This is a genomic window from Ruegeria sp. CJ6 (assembly GCF_056536665.1).
This window is the reverse complement of the sequence record NZ_JBQFQB010000004.1, coordinates 73,777-90,239: the sequence shown is the minus strand read 5'-3', so window position 1 is coordinate 90,239 and position 16,463 is coordinate 73,777. Positions and strand designations below refer to the sequence as shown.

17 protein-coding genes are annotated in these 16,463 nt (G+C 58.6%); 6 read left to right on the top strand and 11 right to left on the bottom strand.

Annotated features, from left to right (window positions below):
• Positions 1-14: 14 nt before the first annotated feature.
• Positions 15-1,190 carry an acetyl-CoA C-acyltransferase family protein gene (locus tag ACR0BT_RS12715; RefSeq protein ID WP_480763284.1) on the bottom strand — a complete coding sequence of 392 codons (1,176 nt, stop codon included), beginning with the start codon at positions 1,188-1,190 and terminating at the stop codon, positions 15-17.
• Positions 1,191-1,302: 112 nt separating this feature from the next.
• Between ACR0BT_RS12715 and ACR0BT_RS12710 the strand changes: the two genes are divergently transcribed.
• The 5 genes from ACR0BT_RS12710 to ACR0BT_RS12690 all read left to right on the top strand — a co-directional run bounded on the left by ACR0BT_RS12710 (position 1,303) and on the right by ACR0BT_RS12690 (position 5,976).
• Positions 1,303-1,866: a helix-turn-helix domain-containing protein gene (locus ACR0BT_RS12710; RefSeq protein WP_480763283.1), complete on the top strand. Its 564-nt coding sequence runs from the start codon at positions 1,303-1,305 to the stop codon at positions 1,864-1,866.
• 109 nt (positions 1,867-1,975) lie between these two features.
• The gene (locus ACR0BT_RS12705) at positions 1,976-3,160 is read left to right on the top strand and encodes a glycine C-acetyltransferase (RefSeq protein ID WP_480763282.1); all 1,185 of its coding nucleotides are present in this window, start codon (positions 1,976-1,978) and stop codon (positions 3,158-3,160) included.
• A 14-nt stretch (positions 3,161-3,174) separates the two neighbouring features.
• Positions 3,175-4,203, top strand: coding sequence for an L-threonine 3-dehydrogenase (gene tdh, locus ACR0BT_RS12700; protein WP_170818669.1), 1,029 nt, complete (start codon positions 3,175-3,177; stop codon positions 4,201-4,203).
• A gap of 63 nt (positions 4,204-4,266) precedes the next feature.
• Positions 4,267-5,142 (top strand): tryptophan 2,3-dioxygenase, encoded by an 876-nt coding sequence (locus ACR0BT_RS12695; protein ID WP_170515354.1) that lies wholly within the window; start codon positions 4,267-4,269, stop codon positions 5,140-5,142.
• Positions 5,143-5,145: 3 nt separating this feature from the next.
• Positions 5,146-5,976, top strand: a complete 831-nt coding sequence (locus tag ACR0BT_RS12690; RefSeq protein WP_170423357.1) for an alpha/beta hydrolase — start codon at positions 5,146-5,148, stop codon at positions 5,974-5,976.
• Positions 5,977-6,035: 59 nt separating this feature from the next.
• Here the strand turns inward: ACR0BT_RS12690 and infB are convergent, their stop codons facing one another.
• The 6 genes from infB to pip form a co-directional block, all read right to left on the bottom strand.
• On the bottom strand, positions 6,036-8,510 hold the full coding sequence (gene infB, locus ACR0BT_RS12685) for a translation initiation factor IF-2 (RefSeq protein WP_170395359.1): 2,475 nt from the start codon (positions 8,508-8,510) through the stop codon (positions 6,036-6,038).
• 8 nt (positions 8,511-8,518) lie between these two features.
• Positions 8,519-9,142, bottom strand: coding sequence for an RNA-binding protein (locus ACR0BT_RS12680; protein WP_170395356.1), 624 nt, complete (start codon positions 9,140-9,142; stop codon positions 8,519-8,521).
• 22 nt (positions 9,143-9,164) lie between these two features.
• Positions 9,165-10,778, bottom strand: coding sequence for a transcription termination factor NusA (gene nusA, locus ACR0BT_RS12675; RefSeq protein WP_170423355.1), 1,614 nt, complete (start codon positions 10,776-10,778; stop codon positions 9,165-9,167).
• A complete protein-coding gene (rimP, locus tag ACR0BT_RS12670; protein ID WP_480763281.1) occupies positions 10,778-11,368 on the bottom strand; it encodes a ribosome maturation factor RimP in 591 nt (196 codons plus the stop codon). The genes nusA and rimP overlap by 1 nt, the downstream gene beginning before the upstream one ends.
• Positions 11,369-11,528: 160 nt before the next feature.
• The gene (locus ACR0BT_RS12665) at positions 11,529-12,341 is read right to left on the bottom strand and encodes an ABC transporter substrate-binding protein (protein WP_170734142.1); all 813 of its coding nucleotides are present in this window, start codon (positions 12,339-12,341) and stop codon (positions 11,529-11,531) included.
• Positions 12,338-13,315 carry a prolyl aminopeptidase gene (gene pip / locus ACR0BT_RS12660; RefSeq protein ID WP_480763280.1) on the bottom strand — a complete coding sequence of 326 codons (978 nt, stop codon included), beginning with the start codon at positions 13,313-13,315 and terminating at the stop codon, positions 12,338-12,340. The genes ACR0BT_RS12665 and pip overlap by 4 nt, the downstream gene beginning before the upstream one ends.
• Before the next feature lie 48 nt (positions 13,316-13,363).
• Here pip and ubiG point away from each other — a divergent pair, with 48 nt between their 5' ends.
• Positions 13,364-14,110 carry a bifunctional 2-polyprenyl-6-hydroxyphenol methylase/3-demethylubiquinol 3-O-methyltransferase UbiG gene (gene ubiG / locus ACR0BT_RS12655; RefSeq protein ID WP_480562715.1) on the top strand — a complete coding sequence of 249 codons (747 nt, stop codon included), beginning with the start codon at positions 13,364-13,366 and terminating at the stop codon, positions 14,108-14,110.
• A gap of 71 nt (positions 14,111-14,181) precedes the next feature.
• Here ubiG and ACR0BT_RS12650 read toward each other — a convergent pair whose 3' ends face one another.
• Genes ACR0BT_RS12650 through grxC form a run of 4 tightly spaced genes read right to left on the bottom strand, consistent with a single transcriptional unit; the run spans position 14,182 to position 16,450 of the window.
• Complete coding sequence (locus ACR0BT_RS12650; RefSeq protein WP_170734144.1) at positions 14,182-14,871, bottom strand: hypothetical protein; 690 nt, start codon at positions 14,869-14,871, stop codon at positions 14,182-14,184.
• A gap of 36 nt (positions 14,872-14,907) precedes the next feature.
• Positions 14,908-15,348 (bottom strand): MarR family winged helix-turn-helix transcriptional regulator, encoded by a 441-nt coding sequence (locus tag ACR0BT_RS12645; RefSeq protein ID WP_170395340.1) that lies wholly within the window; start codon positions 15,346-15,348, stop codon positions 14,908-14,910.
• 14 nt (positions 15,349-15,362) lie between these two features.
• Positions 15,363-16,193: a carbon-nitrogen hydrolase family protein gene (locus ACR0BT_RS12640; protein WP_170395337.1), complete on the bottom strand. Its 831-nt coding sequence runs from the start codon at positions 16,191-16,193 to the stop codon at positions 15,363-15,365.
• Complete coding sequence (gene grxC / locus ACR0BT_RS12635) at positions 16,193-16,450, bottom strand: glutaredoxin 3 (RefSeq protein WP_170395334.1); 258 nt, start codon at positions 16,448-16,450, stop codon at positions 16,193-16,195. The genes ACR0BT_RS12640 and grxC overlap by 1 nt, the downstream gene beginning before the upstream one ends.
• Between the last annotated feature and the right edge of the window lie 13 nt (positions 16,451-16,463).

Here is a 16,463-nt window from a genome sequence, read left to right as displayed (position 1 = left end):
TGCCCCGGTCCAACTCAGAGCCGCTCGATGGCGAGGGCAATCCCCTGACCTCCGCCGATGCACATGGTGATCAGACCTTTCGATCCGCCAATACGCTCCAACTCATACAATGCCTTAAGCGTGATAATCGCCCCTGTGGCGCCCACCGGATGGCCCAGTGCAATAGCCCCACCGTTCGGATTCACCTTTGCAGCGTCCAGACCCAATTCCTGATTGACGGCCAGAGCTTGCGCCGCAAACGCCTCGTTGCTTTCGATCACGTCGAAATCATCCGAAGACAGACCCGTCTTTGCGAACAGGTTCTGCACAGCTGGAACCGGGCCGATGCCCATCACCTCGGGTCGCACGCCGGCATGGGCATAGCCAATCACGCGCGCTTTGGGATTCAAGCCCGCCTTTTCTGCAGCATCCGCTGTCGCCAACACCATCGCCGCCGCGCCGTCATTGATGCCCGAGGCGTTGCCCGCCGTCACCCGCCCATCTTTCTGGAATACCGGGCGCAATCCGGCCAGCGCCTCGGCAGTGGTGGCCTTGGGATGTTCATCGACCTTGAAGTCGACCATGTCGCGCTTGACCTTGACCTGCACCGGCGCGATCTGGCTGCCGAAATACCCGGCCTCAATCGCCGCAGCCGCACGGGTCTGGCTGGTCAGCGCAAACGCGTCCATCTGTTCGCGGCTGATCTGGTGTTCATCCGCCACATTCTCGGCGGTCACCCCCATATGCCCGGTGCCGAATGGGCAGTTCAGCGCGCCCAGCATCATGTCGAGCGATTTGACATCGCCCATCTTCGCCCCCCAACGGGCCTGCGGTACGACATAAGGGCTGCGCGACATGCTTTCGGCACCGCCCGCCACGGCAAACTCGGCATCGCCTAGCATCAGCGCCTGCACCGCCGACACTACTGCCTGCGCCCCCGAACCGCACAGCCGGTTCACGTTCATCGCCGGAGTCCCGTTCGGAATACCCGCCTGCATTGCGGCGACTCGCGACAGATACATGTCGCGCGGTTCGGTGTTGATCACATGACCAAAGACAACATGATCAATCTGCGCGCCTTCAACGCCCGAACGCTCCATTGCCGCCTCGGTCGCCACGGTCGCCAGATCGATCGGAGCGGTCGAGGCCAACGCACCGCCAAAGGTCCCGATGGCTGTGCGCGCACCGTCCAGTATTACTATGTCCGTCATGTTTTCTCCTCCAAGTCTCGCGCCCATTATGCACCTGCAGCATGATCTTCATATTAGACTCACTGTCACGCCGGAATTGACATTACGTTGCGCAACACCCATGGATTCCGTCATGACGGAAAACACAGACGATATTCTGACGCGCCTGCCCGCCCGATTGAAAGAGGCGCGCCGCGCCAAAGGCCTGTCGCTTGAGGCGGTCGCCAACCTCAGCGGCGTCTCGCGTTCCATGGTCAGCCAGATCGAGCGTGGCGAAAGCAGCCCCACAATTTCGACTCTGTGGAACCTGACACGCGCTCTGCAGGTGGATTTCGCCGGACTTTTGGAAGACGCCAAAACGACCGACCAGATCGAAGTGCTGCGTCAAGCAGAAGTGCCCAGTATCGACAATATGGGCGATAAATGCCGGATTCGCATCCTCTCTCCCCCCGAAGAGGCCGGGGGACACGAGGTCTATGATATTCAGTTTCAGGCCAATGGGAGCCTAAACAGCCAACCTCATGCGCGCGGCGCACGGGAGCAACTGACTGTGCTGGAAGGCGCCGTCCGTGTCACTTCGGGAACGGCATCCAGCGATCTGAAACAAGGGGATACCGCCCGGTATGCCGCCGATATTACGCATTCGATAAGCGCTGAAAACCCGGCCCGCGTTTTCCTGATCGTAAAAAACGCCTGAACGGGCAAGATTCCGCCTTCACGGATATTTTTCCCAAATACTGTAATTCTCCTATTTGGGAATTTCATCCGCTATGTTAGACGTGCGACTCAGATTAACGGAGGTCGCCATGGCTGATGCATTCCTGTCCCATATTTCGGATACACTCGCGCAGATTGAGGCAGAGGGTCTGTACAAGCGCGAACGAATGATCACCTCGCCTCAGGGCGGTGAGATTACAGTGGGCGACAAGCAGGTGATCAACCTGTGCGCCAACAACTATCTGGGTTTGGCCGATCACCCTGCGCTGATCAACGCCGCCAAAGGCGCAATGGAGCCCAAGGGGTTCGGCATGGCCTCGGTCCGGTTCATCTGCGGTACGCAGGACATTCATCGTGAACTTGAGCAGAAGCTGGCAAAGTTCCTGAACAAGGACGATTCAATTCTGTTCGCTGCCTGCTTCGACGCCAATGGCGGGTTGTTTGAGCCTTTGTTAGGGCCCGAAGACGCCATTATCTCTGACAGTCTAAATCATGCCTCGATCATCGACGGGGTACGGCTGTGTAAGGCAAAACGCTATCGCCACATGAACAACGACATGAATGACCTCGAAGCGTGGCTGAAACAAGCGCGCGAGGACGGGGCGCGGCATATCATGATCGCAACCGATGGCGTGTTCTCAATGGATGGCTATCTGGCCAATCTGCCGAAGATTCGCGAGCTGGCCAACAAATACGACGCCATCGTGATGGTCGATGACTGCCACGCCACCGGCTTTATGGGGCCAAACGGAGCGGGCACGCCGGACCACTTCGGCGTCGACGTGGATATTCTGACGGGAACTTTGGGCAAGGCACTTGGGGGGGCAATCGGCGGTTATATCGCCGGGCCGCAGCCAGTGATCGACCTGCTGCGGCAGCGGGCGCGGCCCTATCTGTTCTCAAACTCGCTGCCGCCGTCCATCGTTGCCGCAGGGCTTGAGGCAATCCGTCTGGTTGAAGAAGGTGACATGCTGCGCGCCCAATTGTTCGGCAATGCCAAGTACTGGCGCGCCGGGTTAGAGAATCTCGGCTTCGACCTACTTCCGGGCGAACACCCGATCATCCCGGTCATGCTGGGTGAAGCGACCCTGGCGCAGGATATGGCATCGCGATTGTTTGACGAAGGCGTCTATGTTTCGGGCTTTTTCTTCCCTGTCGTGCCGCGTGGTCAGGCCCGAATCAGAACGCAGATGAATGCGGCTCTAACACGCGACGAATTAGACCGGGCGCTCGCGGCATTTGGCAGGGTCGGCAAAGAATTGGGGATAATCTGATGCGGCCCAACACGATGAAAGCCCTTGAGAAATCCAAGCCCGAGGAAGGCCTGTGGATGGTGCAGGCCCCAGTACCCGAGATCGGCCCCGACGAGGTTCTGATCCGCATCAACAAGACCGGGATTTGCGGCACGGATATTCATATCTGGAACTGGGATGAATGGGCTGCGGCCACCGTGCCGATCCCGATGATCACCGGCCACGAGTTCGCGGGTGAAATTGTTGAATTGGGTCGCAACGTGACAGGGATGACGGTCGGCCAGCGCTGTTCAGGCGAGGGGCATCTGATCACCCCTGACAGCCGCCAGAGCCGTGCGGGCAAGTTCCACCTTGATCCCGGCACGCGCGGTATCGGTGTGAATGAACAGGGTGCCTTTGCGCAATACCTGAAACTGCCTGCCTTTAACGTGGTGCCCCTGCCTGACGACGTACCGGATGAGATCGGGGCGATCCTCGACCCACTGGGCAATGCCGTGCACACTGCACTCAGCTTCGATCTGCTGGGCGAGGACGTATTGATTACTGGCGCAGGCCCCATCGGCATCATGGCCGCCGCCGTTGCCCGTCATGCCGGTGCCCGGCATGTAGTGATCACCGATATCAACCCCGACCGCCTGAAACTGGCCGAACACGTGGTACCAACGGTACGCACCGTTGATGTGTCCAAAGAGGATCTGCAGGATGTCATCGCGGAACTGGGCATGACTCAGGGCTTTGATGTCGGGCTTGAAATGTCGGGCTCGCAAGCCGCGCTGGACCAGATGGTCGAAGCGCTGGTTATGGGCGGCAAGATCGCACTGTTGGGGATTCCGCCCGGAAAATCTCCGGTGGACTGGTCGCGCATCGTGTTCAAAGCTATCACCATCAAGGGTGTCTATGGGCGCGAGATGTTCGAAACCTGGTACAAGATGATCGCCATGTTGCAGAACGGGCTGGATGTCAGCCGCGTAATCACCCACCAGTTCGCGGTCGATGACTTTGCTCAGGGATTCAAGGCCATGAAATCCGGTCAATCAGGCAAGGTGGTTCTGGACTGGACCTAACGCTCTGGAACCGTGCGGGTTTTGTCCCTAAACATGGATAAACCCGCGCGTCTGGAGGAGCACATGGGCGACAAAGACAGGTATACAGAACGGGGAATCGAAGAGTCTCTGGTCACCGATTTCACAGAAACTCACCGCAAAAGCTATGGGGATTTTCTGCAACTTAAGACTCTGCTGAACCTGCAAAAGACCTTTCAGGACCCGGCCCAACCTGATGAGATGTTGTTCATCATCATTCATCAGGTCAGCGAACTGTGGCTGAAACTGATGCACCATCAACTTGTCGAAGTCCGCCGGTTCTTGCAGCAGGACGATTTCGGTCCGGCGATGAAGAACCTCGACCGGATCAAGGCGATCCAACGGCAGTTGATCGCCGCGTGGGAGACGCTACTGACTATGACTCCCGCGGACTACATGACGTTTCGGGACGCATTAGGCAGTTCGTCAGGCTTTCAAAGCTATGGCTATCGCCAAATCGAGTTCATTCTGGGCAACAAAGATCCCGCGACCCTGAAAGTGCATGCGCATGACCCAGAAGTGATGGAGATGCTGAACGCGGCTCTTACCAAACCCTCGCTCTATGACGAAGTGCTGCGGATGCTGGCCCGGCAAGGGTTTGACGTGCCGCATGAGCTGATCGAGCGGGATTACGCAAAGCCCTATTCCGGCGATCCGCGTATCGTCAAAATCTGGGTCGAAGTGTTCCGCAACACGGAACAATACTGGGATCTTTACGCGCTGGCCGAAAAACTGATGGATGTGGAATCTCTGTTCCAGAGGTGGCGATTCGATCATGCAACCGCGGTTGAGCGCGTGATCGGAATGCAGCCCGGAACGGGTGGATCTAGCGGCGTGGCCTTCCTGCGCAAGGCGCTGGAGTTGCGGTTCTTCCACGACCTCTACGACGTGCGAACCGAACTGATGTATACTGGGGAATAGGCCATGCTGTATCGCGGATTCACCCAAGAAGAGCTTGAGCAGGAGTATTCCCCTAGCTCAATGATTGGCGGTGATCTGACGCCATATCTAGCCAGCTATTCTGCCCTCAGCGCACAGGCACGGTCTGAAATTAGGATGCAGGAAAACCGTTCCTATGGCGACAGCCCGACGCAAGTTCTGGATTTCTTCCCCGCACCTGGCGCCAACGCGCCTTTGCATGTCTTTATTCATGGTGGCTATTGGCAGGCGCTTAGCCAGCGTGAGTCGGCCCCTATGGCACCGGTATTGCATGAGAACGGGCAAGCCTTTGCCACGCTGAATTATACGCTCGCCCCCGATGCCAGATTGGGGCAGATGGTCGAAGAATGCCGTACCGCCTTGTTGTGGCTTGCGTCACAGGCCGAAACACTGGGTTTTGATCCATCAAACATCACGCTATCGGGTCACAGTGCAGGTGCCCATCTGGTTGCGATGGTGATGGCGACGTCTTCGAAGGCATTTGCGCAGGCTGGCCTGCGGGTGCGCAATGTGATCCTGATTAGCGGGATCTATGACCTTGTTCCGATCAGCCTGACCTCGGTGAATGATCCGCTGCAACTGACCAAGGTCGAGATTCACGATTTCTCACCCTGCCTCAACCTGCCCGCGCCAGGACCCCGTTACAGGGTGACAGTCGCCGAGCGGGATACGCCCGAGTTTATCCGCCAAAGCCGTGACTATGCTGAACTACTGCGCAAGGCCGGACATTCGGTCAGTTTCGATCTGCAGAAGGGCAAGCATCATTTTGACATCATCATGCCCTCGGGCACGTTTCTGTCGTCGCGCACGGACTAACCTAAATGAAAACAGCGGCCTAGTGGGGCCGCTGTTTCAAGTTTTTTTCTAGATCCGGATCAGTCCAGCGTACGCGTGACCTCTTCGCGTTCGAAAATCTCGATCACGTCGCCGGCGCGAATATCGTCGTAATTCTCGAACGCCATACCGCATTCCTGTCCCGACTGAACTTCGGCCACTTCATCCTTGAAGCGCTTGAGGGTCTTCAGCGTACCTTCGTGGATCACCACGTTGTCGCGCAGCAGGCGTACGCCAGCCGAGCGGCGGGCAACACCTTCGGTGACCAGACAGCCGGCAACTTTGCCGACGCCGGTAACCTTGAAGACCTCTTTGATCTCGGCGTAACCGATGAACTTTTCGCGAATCTCGGCGCTCAGCAGGCCCGATGCGGCTGCTTTCACGTCATCAACCAGATCGTAGATCACCGAGTAATACCGGATCTCGACGCCCTTCTGGTTCGCAGTGTTCCGCGCCGATGCGTTGGCACGGACGTTGAACCCGAAGATCGGAGCGCCAGAGGCTTCGGCCAGGCCGACATCCGTCTCGGTGATCGCACCAACGCCAGAATGCAAAACGCGCACGCGGACTTCGTCGTTGCCGATTTTTTCCATCGCCTGAACGATGGCTTCGGCAGAGCCCTGCACATCCGCTTTCATCAGGATCGGCAGCTCGGTGACGTTTTCGTCTTCCTTTGCCTTCTGCATCAGCTGCTCAAGGGTGGTCGCGGCACCGGCGGCGGCGCGTTTGTCCTTGGCGGCTTGCTCACGATAGGCGGCAATCTCACGGGCCTGCGCTTCGGTCTCGGTCACGTTCAGAACATCGCCCGCTTCGGGTGTACCGTTCAAACCCAGAACCTCGACCGGAACCGAGGGGCCAGCTTCTTTGACGCGGTCGCCCTTATCGTTGATCAGCGCACGGACCTTACCGTACTGCTCACCCACAACGAAGATATCGCCCTGACGCAGCGTGCCGTTCTGAACCAGAACGGTGGCGACGGGGCCACGGCCCACATCCAGCTGCGCCTCGATCACGGCACCTTGGGCGGCGCGATCCGGGTTAGCTTTCAGTTCCAGTATCTCGGCCTGCAGCGCGATGGCTTCCAATAGTTCGTCCAGACCCTGACCAGTCATTGCCGAGACCTCAACGTCCTGAACCTCACCCGACATCTTCTCGACAATCACTTCGTGCTGAAGCAAATCGGTACGAACTTTGTCCGGGTTGGCATCCGGCTTGTCGATCTTGTTGATCGCCACGATCATCGGCACTTCGGCCGCTTTGGCGTGGTTGATCGCTTCGATCGTCTGCGGCATCACAGCGTCATCGGCGGCAACAACCAGAACCACGATATCCGTGACCTGAGCACCGCGAGAGCGCATCGAGGTAAAGGCCGCGTGGCCCGGCGTATCCAGGAAGGTCAGCGTGGTGCCACCATCGGTTTTCACCTGATAGGCGCCAATATGCTGGGTGATACCCCCGGCTTCGCCAGCCACAACACGCGCGTCGCGGATCGCATCCAGCAACGAGGTTTTGCCGTGGTCAACGTGACCCATGATGGTGATGACCGGCGGACGGGGCTGCAGATCGTCATCGCTGTCTTCGACCTCTTTGATGACGTCTTCAACATCCGAATCAGAGACACGCGTGACCTTGTGGCCAAATTCTTCGATGATCAGTTCAGCGGTGTCAGCGTCGATGGTCTGGTTCTGCGTGACCATCATGCCCATCTGCATCAGCGATTTGACAACGTCAGCGACACGCTCGGCCATACGGTTGGCCAATTCCGAGACCATGATCGCCTCGGGCAGCTGAACGTCGCGGATCACCTTTTCCCGCTCGACCGTGCCGCCCATGGCCTTCTGGCGCGCACGCTCCTGCTTGCGCTTCATCGCGGCCATTGAGCGTTGGCGATTGCCTTCGCCGCCAGTGGCCTGACCAAGTGTCAGCTTGCCCGAGCGGCGGTTGTCGTCACGGCCCTTGCCACGGCCACGCTGCTCACGCTCGCGATCCTGCTTGCGCGGTGCCGCAGCAGGTGCAGGCTTGCTGGATGGGCTGCGTGCTGCCTTGGGCTCGGCGGGTGCCGGGGCTGCGGCAGCACGCTGGGCTGCTTCCTCGGCCTCTTTACGCTTGCGTTCTTCCTCTTCGGCCTTGGCACGGGCACGCTCTTCAGCTTCACGCTGCTCGCGTTCCTTGGCCTCTTGTTCGGCCCGGCGGCGTGCGCGTTCTTCTTCGCGCGCCTTTTCCTGCGCCTCACGGGCAGCGGCCTCTTCAGCCTCACGTGCCTTGGCGGCTTGCAACGCCTTCATACGACGCGCCATTTCCGCATCGGAAATACCCGCTGGGCGACGCGAAGGATCACCCGAAGGTGTCGCACCACCACTTGGTTTGGTCGCGCCCGGCTTGGGAACGACCACGCGTTTGCGTTTGGTCTCCACCACGACATTCTTGGTGCGTCCGTGGCTGAAACTCTGTTTCACATTTCCGGGGCGTGCCCCGCCACGAAGACCCAATGTCTTTTTGCCGTCACTATCGCTCATAAAGCTTCTTACCCTTCCGAGCGGCCCTTGCCGCCGTCATCCTTTTCGCGCAAGCCACGCAGGCGCTGCGCTTCCTCTACAACACGTTTGGCGAGTCCGCCAGAGGCCAAGGCCGCATGAATCACGGTTTGGCGCCCAAATGCCGCCCCAAGCTCGTCTGCGGTCAGCCAGCCGATGTATTTCCCGAAGTGCGGCGTGCTGAGTTTCGACTTGCCGCGCCCCGATCCGTCTGAGGCCTGAATCAGCACCTGGGCCTCTTCCCGGTCCAGCCACGACTTGACCTTTTCATACCCGGCGACCGCATCTCCGGATTTGCGCGCCAGACTGATCAGTTCGATCACACGACGCGCCACCTGTTTCTCGACCTCATCGGTCAGGTCCTTGGCGGCACTCACCTGTGCCTTAAACCCGCGCGAGAACAGTTTCTTGTTCACCGCCTTGTCCAGCGCCGCGCGATCCGCCGCCACGTAAACCCCACGCCCCGGCAGTTTTGCCGCAACATCGGGAAAAACCTGACCGTCGGGCCCCGTTACAAAGCGGATCAAGCCATATTTAGGCTGAACCTCGCCCGTGGCGATGCACTTGCGTTCAGGGCCTTCCGACCGATCCTTATGGACGCCACCGCGACCCATGTCAGCCACCCGAGGCCTGAGATCAGGCCTCGACCTCCTCATCGGTTGCTTCACCGTCTTCTTCGGCCTGCTCCAGCTCGGCCGGATCGACCCAACCCAGCATGATGCGCGCGGTCATGACCAGATCCTGCGCCTCTTCCAGCGTCACGCCGAAGGGCTCCAGTACACCATCATCCTTGATGCGTTCGCCATCGACCGTGGTCCAGCCACCGGCCAGTTCCCAGTCGGCGCAGGTTGCGAAGTCTTCCAGGGTCTTCACATCATCCTTGGCCAGCGCCTCTACCATCTGGGGTGTCAGGCCCTCGAATTCAATAAGACTGTCCTCGGCACCCAGCGCACGGGCTGCATCCAGCGCCGCCTTGGCCTGAGCTTCCAGGAATTCGCGTGCACGTGTCTGAAGTTCTTGCGCGGTACCTTCATCCACACCGTCGATGACCAGCAGTTCGTCGATTTCAACATATGCCACTTCTTCGAGGTTGGTGAAGCCTTCAGAAACCAGCAGCTGAGCGAAGAATTCGTCCAGATCCAGCGTTTCCATGAACAACTGGGTACGGGCCTCGAATTCTTTCTGACGGCGCGCCGATTCTTCGGCTTCGGTCATGATGTCGATGTCCAGATTGGTCAGCTGGCTGGCCAGACGCACGTTCTGACCACGACGGCCAATGGCGAGGCTCAGTTGCTCCTCGGGAACCACAACTTCGATCTTGCCGGCTTCTTCGTCCAGAACCACCTTTGAAACTTCGGCGGGCTGCAGAGCGTTCACAAGGAAAGTCGGCTGATCTTCGTTCCACGGAATGATGTCGATCTTTTCGCCCTGCAGCTCGTTCACAACGGCCTGCACGCGGCTACCGCGCATACCGACGCAGGCACCGACTGGGTCAATCGAGCCGTCATAAGAAATCACGGCAATCTTGGCGCGCGAGCCGGGATCACGAGCAACGGCCTTGACCTCGATGATGCCGTCATAGATTTCCGGTACTTCCATCTTGAACAGCTCAGCCATGAATTCCGGCGCAGTGCGCGACAGGAATATCTGGTGGCCACGAACCTCGCGGCGGACTTCCTTGATGTAGGCACGCACACGGTCGTTCGGGCGATAGCTTTCGCGACCGATCTTGTCATTGCGGCGCAGAACAGCCTCGGCACCGCCCAGATCGACGATCACATTGCCGAACTCTTCACGCTTGACCGCACCGTTGATGATGGTGCCGGCACGATCCTTGAATTCTTCGTACTGACGATCACGCTCGGCTTCGCGAACCTTTTGCAAGATGACCTGCTTGGCGGACTGAGCAGCGATACGGCCCATTTCCACGGGCGGGACTTCTTCAACGAAGACGTCACCAACCTCTGGCGCCTCCATGTACTGCTTGGCCTGCTCGACGGTCATCTCGGCCTGATAGTTCTCAAGCTCTTCATCCTCGACCACGGTGCGGACACGGGTAAAGGTCGCCTTGCCGGTCTTGCGGTCGATGCTGACGCGGATGTCCATCTCGGCGCCGTAGCGGCTTTTGGCGGCACGGGCGAGCGATTCCTCCATCGCTTCGACAACCAGACCGGGGTCGATCATCTTTTCGCGGGCCACGGCCTCGGCGGTCTGCAGCAGCTCCAGCTGGTTGGCTGAGGTGATTGCCATCAGTTCGTCTCCTCTTCGGACCCTTCGGTCTCAATCTCGTCGAAAGCGTTTTCGTTCAGGGCACCAGCGTCTTTGCGCTGGCGCAGCATTTCCTTGATCAGGTCATCGGTCAGAACCAGCTTGGCGTCGCTCAGCCAGTCAAATTGCAGACCGATGGTAATGGTCTCGTCTCCCTCGGGGATGTTGATCAGAACCTCAGCCCCTTCGATCCCGGCCAATTCGCCCTTGAAGCGGCGGCGACCGTCGATCAGTTCTGCGGTTTCGATCTTGGCCTCATACCCTTCGAACGTCTCAAAATCTTTGAGACGGGTCAGAGGACGGTCAATTCCAGGGCTGGAAACTTCAAGCGTGTAGGCGTCCAAAATGGGGTCTTCGACATCCAGCGTGGCGCTGACCGCATTGGAAATCTCGGCGCAGTCATCCACTTCGATTCCGCCATCGGGCTTGTCTGCCATTATCTGCATCGTGGTGGTCTTGCCGCTCATCAGCCGAATGCGGACAAGCTCATACCCCAGATCCTCGATCACAGGGGTGATGATCTCGGCCAGTCGCCGGTCGATGGCAGCTTTGGCTATCAGGTCGTTTGTCATTCAGGTTCTCTACCCTGTTATCGGGCACAAAAAAACGGGCGCGCGGCCCGTCGAATTTTCCGGTGGAGCCCCGGACCAGAAGTCCGACGCGCCGCTGTTGCAACTGCATATACGCAGGAGTTCCTGAGTCTGCAACCCCCGGCGCAAATCGTGATCAAATTTACGCCAGCCACCACCGTTCGGCGATGCGCCCATCATCCAGCGCAGCCCGGCTGATCTGGCGCGGCATACCGACATGAGAGGCCATTGCCAACGCCATCTCGGCCTCAGACGGATGAAATCGCAGCCCGCGTTGCGCGGTTAGCTCCTCACCAGCCGGGAGCGCTGCGATATCTACATATCCATCGCGCAATGCTTCGGCCCGCACCCCGGCGTCCGGGATCACGATAATCTCAAGCGTATCGACCCATCCTGCCGTTCCGCTTTTGTAGTGATTGGACACCCTGCGTGCGCGGAAATGACGTTCATCCTCGGCCCGCTCAACCCGGTAGCATCCTGTGCCGTTGGCCAGAGCCAGTGGCGTCACGCCCCCTCGCGCAATGACAAACCGTGACCCAGCCAGCAAGAATGGTAGTCCCGGGTTACCCTCAGCCAATTGCAACTGCACACGATCAGGTGCAATGGCCTCGGCCTGACCAATATCTTCCAGAACAGCTAGAACATCGTTCACGTCCAGCTTGGTGCCATCGTGGAACACAGCATCATCGCGCAGATCAAAGTTCCAGACCCGCGCATCAGCATCGGTCTGCCAATTTGTAGCCAGCTCTCCGCGCAGGGTACCATCGGGCGCGATCTCGGTCAGGCTGTCAAAGACTGCGCCCCGAGCCACCTGTTCCAGACTGTTGTCGCGTGGCACCGCCAGCCGCAAGGTGCCACCCTGTTTCGGCGTATCGGCCAGAGACGCTCCTGTCGCCGCCAGCAAAGCGGCGGCGGCGCCCGAGGCAAATAATGCGCGACGGTCGATGCGAGTCATACCGTTTCCTCCGACACGCGATCCATGATCCGAACCAGTTCCGCGCTGATGCCCGGTTCTGACAGGGCGTGACCGGCCTGCCGCACCATCTTCAGTTCGACATTGGGCCAGCGCTCGGACAGGTTCCATGCAGCCTGCGGTGGGCAGATCATGTCATAGCGTCCCTGAACGATATGACCGGGAATATGGGCAATCCGGTCCATCTGATCCAGAATTTGCCCGTCATACTCAAGAAACGCCTTGTTCGTGAAATAGTGATTCTCAAGCCGCGCAAAAGTTCGCGCGTATTCGCCGGGGCTTTCCCCAACCGAACCATTGGTGTGGATCGAAGCCAAAGCGTTTTCCCAATGTGACCACGCGCGGGCATAGAGGATCTCGGTCGCGCGGTCGCCCGAAAACAGGCGCTTGTTGTAGGCCGAAATTGCGTCATTTACTTCATGTTCGGGCAAGAGAGAGGTGAACTTGGCCCATTGTTCAGGCCAGAATTTGCCCGCACCACCGCCATAAAACCAGTCCAGCTCGGCCTGTGTGGCCAGAAACACGCCGCGCAATACCAGCCGATTTATCCGATCCGGATGTGTTTGGGCATAGATCAACGCCAGTGTCGCGCCCCAGCTACCGCCAAAGACGATCCAATCTTCGATGTCGAACAATTTGCGCAGACGCTCGATATCCGCCACCAGATGCCATGTCGTGTTGTTTTCGACCGACGCAGTTGGCCGCGATCGGCCACATCCGCGCTGATCAAAGAGAATCACCCGATAGGCATCCGGGTTGAAATACCGTCGCATCGCCGGGCTGCAGCCGCCGCCCGGCCCGCCGTGCAGGATCACCACTGGTATCCCATTGGGATTACCGCATTGTTCCACATAAATACGGTGCCCATCGCCCATATCGACCACGCGCTGATCGAACGGATCGATCGGCGGGTAAAGATATTGAACTGCGCGCTTTTGGTCCGGGTACTTATCCATTACGGCCCTATATAGTCCTTAAGCGTAAAAGAGCACACGGAGACAGGAATGCAAGCGCATCCGAACACGGTTGACCCGTCCGAGATCGCAAAATTCGAGGCGATGGCCGCAGAATGGTGGGACCCGCATGGGAAATTCAAACCTCTGCACATGCTGAATCCGTGTCGCCTGGATTATATCACACAGCAGATCGCAGGCGAGTTCGACCGTGATCTGAAAGCTCCGCGTCCCTTCGAAGGCTTGCGCCTGCTGGATATCGGCTGCGGCGGCGGGTTATTGAGCGAACCGATGGCGCGTTTGGGCGCCACGGTCGTGGGCGCCGACGCCGCCGAAGGCAACCTGCCTGTCGCCCGCATCCATGCCGAGCAATCGGGGCTGCAGATCAACTACCGCCACACTACCGCCGAAGACATGGCCGCCGCAGGCGAACAGTTCGATGTGGTGCTGAATATGGAAGTGGTCGAACACGTCGCTGATCCGTTGGGTTTCCTGACCGCATCGCAGCAATTGCTGAAACCGGGCGGGTTACTGATCTGCTCAACCATCAACCGCAACCCAAAATCCTACGCGATGGCCATCATCGGGGCCGAGGTCGTCATGCGTTGGCTGCCGCGCGGCACGCACGAGTGGAACAAGTTCATCACCCCGGATGAGCTGTTCGACCTGCTGCGCCAGGCCGGGCTGGATCCGGTGGACCGCAAGGGGTTCGTCTTCAACCCGATCCTGTGGAGCTGGTCGATCTCGGACCGGGATTTGAGCGTGAATTACGTGACGGCGAGTGTGAAGCCTAGGTAGGATGGGTTTTCAACCCATCTTGCAAGCGTTTTCGATCTTAAGCGATGGGTTAAAACCCATCCTACGCTTGATTATTTTACGGCTAAACGGTGAAGGTAAAACGCTGAGGCAAAACCAGCTTCGTCCAACGAGTGTTTGAGACGCCCATTTAGAAAAACGCGATGTGGTACGCCCGGGTCGCGCCAAATGTCGATCCCGGACGCCGCATCTGCATTGCAGACAACGTCCCCGGGCTTGGCATCCTTCCATTCAGGAAGTCGAAAAAGGTCATCCCGGTCGGGTCGGGCTCGTCGAAGACTTTTTGACTCAGCAATGTTCAGCGTGCCGGATTTGTTTGCGATCCACAGGATCGAGTAGTCCTGCTCAATCGGTGTGATCTTGTCTCTTTCGAACAGGTTGACGGGATAAAGCCCCCCTTGCCCTAATTCGAGATTTTTGAGGATATCAGCCACATCTGATCGGATCGCCAGAATTCCAAACAAAGTGATTACAGGAGAATACTTCCCGTAGTGAGGCTCAAAATCATGATCTTCAGGAGCAACCTCTTGAAAGAAATCCGGCAAGATATCCTGCTGCTCCAGCGGCTCCCCGTGGCGCTGCCAACGATACAGATTCGCATGATAACCTGATCCGGGTTGCCACCTGAAGGCCTTGAAGCGTTCACTTGGTTCTTCAGGAAAATCATCGGGGACAAGCGCTCGGAATGGCCTCTGCAGGTCCATCCCGACGGTAATGTCTGAAACCCAAATTTCATCCGTCATCTTTTACGATCCTTTGGCACAGTTGGCGTAAAGCCCCTACTCCCCCTCCAACTGCAACCGCAAATCCCGTAGCACGGGCAGCGTGCTGCGCACCCGCTCCAGCCCCAGCTCTCCGACCACGCGGTTGATCAGCGGGGCAATCGAGGAAATCGCCTGATCGCGTGCGCGTCGGCCTGCGGGGCTGATGGCGACCATCTTGCGGCGGGCGTCGTCCCAGTCGGGGCGGATGTGGATATAACCGGCCCATTCTAGTTTGGCCAAAGTGTTGGTCATTGCGCCTCGGGTCACGTGGAAGGTGTTGGCCAATTGCGCGGGGGTGCGCTCGTCGCCGACAAACACCAGATGGTTCAGCACCGAGAAATGCGAGATTTCCATGCCCTTGGGCAGCACCCGGCTCAGCCGGTTGCGCAATAGCTGATCGGCGGTCAGGATCTCGCTGAACAGCGTGACCGCAAGGGCATTTTTTTCGTCAGTCATGGTCCGGTTCTGGATCAGGGTCCGTCAAAGGGGCGGACATGTGTTAGTGAAGGCACGCGTCGTCGCGCCTCTGTAACAGACCTATCATCCAAATCAAAAAAGTGAATGCCCGGATCGGTGCCTGCGTCGATCAGCACCTCTCCCCACGGGGCGACAACCATACTGTGGCCGTGTGTATATCGCGTCTTGCCGCGAGTTTTAGGGTGCTCACCCGTTTGTGCCGGAGCCAGCACCCAGCAGCCGGTCTCAATGGCCCGCGCGCGCAGCAGTGCTTCCCAATGGGCCGCACCGGTGACCGGCGAAAACGCCGCTGGGACGGTGAGAATCCGCGCGCCCGCCTGCGCCAAAGCGGCATACAGGTAGGGAAATCGAATATCATAGCAGATGGTCAGGCCGACTTTACCGAAATCGGTGTCGGCAATCACCGCTTTCTGACCGGGGCGGTAGTTCTTCGATTCGCGGAAGGTCTCGGATTCCGTGACCTGCACGTCGAACATGTGAATCTTATCATACCGCGCCACGATCTGCCCCTGCGGGTCGATCATGAAGCTACGGTTGGCAAAGCGGCCATCGGTATCATGCGTTTTGATCGCTAGTGACCCGATCAGCAGCCAAACACCCAAATTGGCGGCCTGTTCGCCAAGGCCCGCCAGAGTGATATCGTCCTCTTCATGCTGCAAAACCTCGCGCTGCCGAGTGGTGCTGGTTGAGACGCAATTCGTGACTTCAGGCGTCAGAATGAACTGCGCACCTTGCGCAGCCGCATCGGCCATCATGGTTCGCACCATGTCCAGATTCTCGGTCGGATCATCCGACGCGGTGATCTGCAGCAAAGCGGTTTTCATCAAGCCGCCAGCAGGCGGTCCAGCTTGCCCTGACGTTCAAGCTCGTAAAGATCGTCGCACCCACCAACATGGGTGGTGCCCACAAAAATCTGCGGCACAGTGCGTTTTCCTGCCGCGCGCTGGATCATTTCAGGTTTGCGTTTCGGATGCATCAGCACGTCGATTTCCTTGAATTCGACGCCTTTCTGTTTCAACAACCGCTTGGCCGCATGACAAAAGCCGCACAGCGGCGAGGTGTAGATTTCTACCGGCTTCATATTCCGTCCCTTT